The following is a 2,781-nucleotide window of genomic DNA, read 5'->3' on the forward strand; positions in this document are numbered from 1 at the left end:
CACCCGTTCCGTGGAAGCCGTGCGCAGTCTCGTCGCCACCGGCGCCGGCGTGGCGCTGCTGCCCGACCTCGTCTACCGGCCCTGGTCGCTGGAAGGCGACCGCATCGAATCGCGCGATATTTCCGGCTCCTTGCCGGTGGTCCAGGTCGGCATGGTCTGGCGGCGCGGCTCCGGTCTGCCGCAGGCCGCGCGCGATTTCATCGGCCTTGCCCAGTCGCAGCGGACGGTTCGCCAGCGTCCCTGAGAGATCGGCTGCAACCTATCGGAAAAACCGATATCGCCCTTCTGATAAATGAATTTGCGAAACCGGAATTTTCAAAGCACTTTCGGTTCAGGGACCAAAGCCGCCATCAGAGCGGCATCAAGCCCAACGGACGAACTGACAGTTTTCAGTCCGCGCGTGACCCCTAGCGAAGACCGAAACCGGCCTTCGGGGCCAGGCGCCTAAATGGGAGATCGACAATGAATTCATTCCTGAAGTCATGCACTGCTCTGACGGTCGCGCTGACCTTTTCCGGTCAGGCCGTCGCCCAGGTCAAGGAACTTGGCAAGGGCGAGGGCCAGGTCAACATCGTTGCCTGGCCGGGCTACATCGAGCGCGGCGAAACCGACAAGGGCTATGACTGGGTGACCTCCTTCGAGAAGGAGACCGGCTGCAAGGTCAACGTCAAGACCGCCAATACCTCCGACGAGATGGTCTCGCTGATGAATGAGGGTGGCTTCGACCTCGTCACGGCTTCGGGCGATGCTTCGCTGCGCCTCGTTGCCGGCAAGCGTGTGCAGCCGATCAACACCGATCTCATCCCGAGCTGGAAAACGGTCGACGAGCGCCTCAAGGACGCGCCGTGGTTCACCGTTGGCGGCGCCCACTACGGCGTTCCCTACCAGTGGGGTCCCAACGTCCTGATGTACAACACCGACGTGTTCAAGGAAGCTCCCAAGAGCTGGAATGTGGTCTTCGAGGAAATGAAGCTGCCGGACGGCAAGTCCAACAAGGGCCGCGTCCAGGCCTATGACGGGCCGATCCACGTCGCGGACGCCGCCAACTATCTGATGTTCCACAAGCCGGAACTCGGCATCAAGGATCCCTACGAACTGAACGAGGACCAGTACAAAGCGGCACTCGACCTGCTGCGCGTCCAGCGCACGCTGGTCGGCCGCTACTGGCATGACGCCGCCATCCAGGTCGACGATTTCCAGAACGAGGGCGTCGTCGCTTCCGGCTCGTGGCCTTTCCAGGTCAACACGCTGGTCGCCGCCAAGAAGCCGATAGCGTCCACCATTCCGGAGGAGGGCGCGACCGGTTGGGCCGACACCACGATGATGGAAGCCGATTCGGCCAACCCCAACTGCGCCTATATGTGGATGGAACATTCGCTGTCGCCCAAGGTGCAGGGCGACGTCTCGGCCTGGTTCGGTTCGCTGCCCGTGGTGCCCGCCGCCTGCAAGGGCAATGAGCTTTTGACCGACGAGGGCTGCAAGACCAACGGCTACGAGAACTTCGACAAGATCAAGTTCTGGAAGACCCCGGTGTCGAAATGCGCCACCCAGAACGACCAATGCGTGCCGTACTACCGCTGGGTGTCGGACTATATCGGCGTCATCGGCGGAAGGTGATTCCGCGCTTCGCCTGAGAGTGCAGCGCCGCCCCTCACCTTACCCTCTCCCCGTGAAGAAGCGGGGAGAGGGGGGTCACCGGCCTTGGAGTGCTTCCCTTCTCCCCGTCACTGTACGGGGAGAAGGTGCCGGCAGGCGGATGAGGGGCAGCGCAAACGCCCGCTAGAAGAACGCTGCACCGCAGCCCGAATTGATTTGCCTGACAGATCAGGACAGCCCATGACCTCCGCCGTCTCCTTCCAGAAAGCCTCGCGCCATTTCGGCAGCGTGCGCGCCGTCGACGCGGTCGATCTCGACATCGTGCCGGGCGAATTCTTCGCCATGCTCGGCCCGTCAGGTTCCGGCAAGACCACCTGCCTGCGCCTCATCGCCGGCTTCGAGCAGCCGACATCGGGCTCGATCTCGATCTTCGGCGAACGCGCCGAGGGCGTTCCGCCCTATCGCCGCAACGTCAACACCGTGTTCCAGGACTATGCGCTGTTCCCGCATCTGAACGTGCTCGACAACGTCGCCTACGGGCTGATGGTCAAGGGTGTCGGCAAGGCTCAGCGGCACAAGGCGGCGGAAGAAGCGCTGTCACTGGTGCGGCTGCCCGGCTATGGCGCCCGCCGCCCCGGCCAGCTTTCCGGCGGCCAGCGCCAGCGCGTGGCACTCGCCCGTGCGCTGGTCAACCAGCCAAAGGTGCTGTTGCTCGACGAGCCGCTCGGCGCGCTCGACCTCAAATTGCGCGAGAACATGCAGGAGGAGTTGAAGTCGCTGCAGAAGGCACTTGGCATCACCTTCGTCTTCGTCACCCACGACCAGGGCGAAGCGCTGTCGATGGCCGATCGCGTCGCTGTCTTCAACGACGGCAAGATCATGCAGGTCGGCACGCCGGAGGATATCTACCAGCGGCCGAAGACCCGCTTCGTCGCCGATTTCGTAGGCTCCTCCAATGTGCTGCCGCCGGACTTCGTCCAGCGCTATTCCGGCCAGCATCGCTGGGGCAGCTTGCGCCCTGAATCCATTCGCGTCGGGCGCGCGGCCAGCGGCGGGGTAAAAAGGGGCGAAGGCGTGTCCGCCCGCCTCGTCTCGACCAATTATCTCGGCGCCACGACAAAGCTGGCGCTCGACGCCGACGAGCTGCGGCTGCACGCCATCGTGCCGGCCGGCACGATGGCGTGC

3 protein-coding genes are annotated in these 2,781 nt (G+C 63.8%); all 3 read left to right on the top strand.

Going from position 1 to position 2,781, the window contains the following annotated elements; genetic code table 11:
* On the top strand, nt 1–244 hold a 244-nt coding region (locus tag EN750_RS27825; RefSeq protein ID WP_245482832.1), incomplete at its 5' end, for a LysR substrate-binding domain-containing protein.
* A 218-nt stretch (nt 245–462) separates the two neighbouring features.
* Nucleotides 463–1,617, top strand: coding sequence for an ABC transporter substrate-binding protein (locus tag EN750_RS27830; protein ID WP_127267885.1), 1,155 nt, complete (start codon nt 463–465; stop codon nt 1,615–1,617).
* A gap of 219 nt (nt 1,618–1,836) precedes the next feature.
* Nucleotides 1,837–2,781: ABC transporter ATP-binding protein (locus tag EN750_RS27835; protein WP_145967962.1), on the top strand; the 945-nt coding region annotated here is incomplete at its 3' end.

It is taken from the genome of Mesorhizobium sp. M7A.F.Ca.ET.027.03.2.1 (assembly GCF_003999175.1).
Taxonomy (GTDB): Bacteria; Pseudomonadota; Alphaproteobacteria; order Rhizobiales; family Rhizobiaceae; genus Mesorhizobium.

Bases quoted from the DNA above. Each gene is read 5' to 3' on its own strand.
- EN750_RS27830 (WP_127267885.1), top strand. From the start codon at position 463: ATGAATTCATTCCTGAAGTCATGCACTGCTCTGACGGTCGCGCTGACC.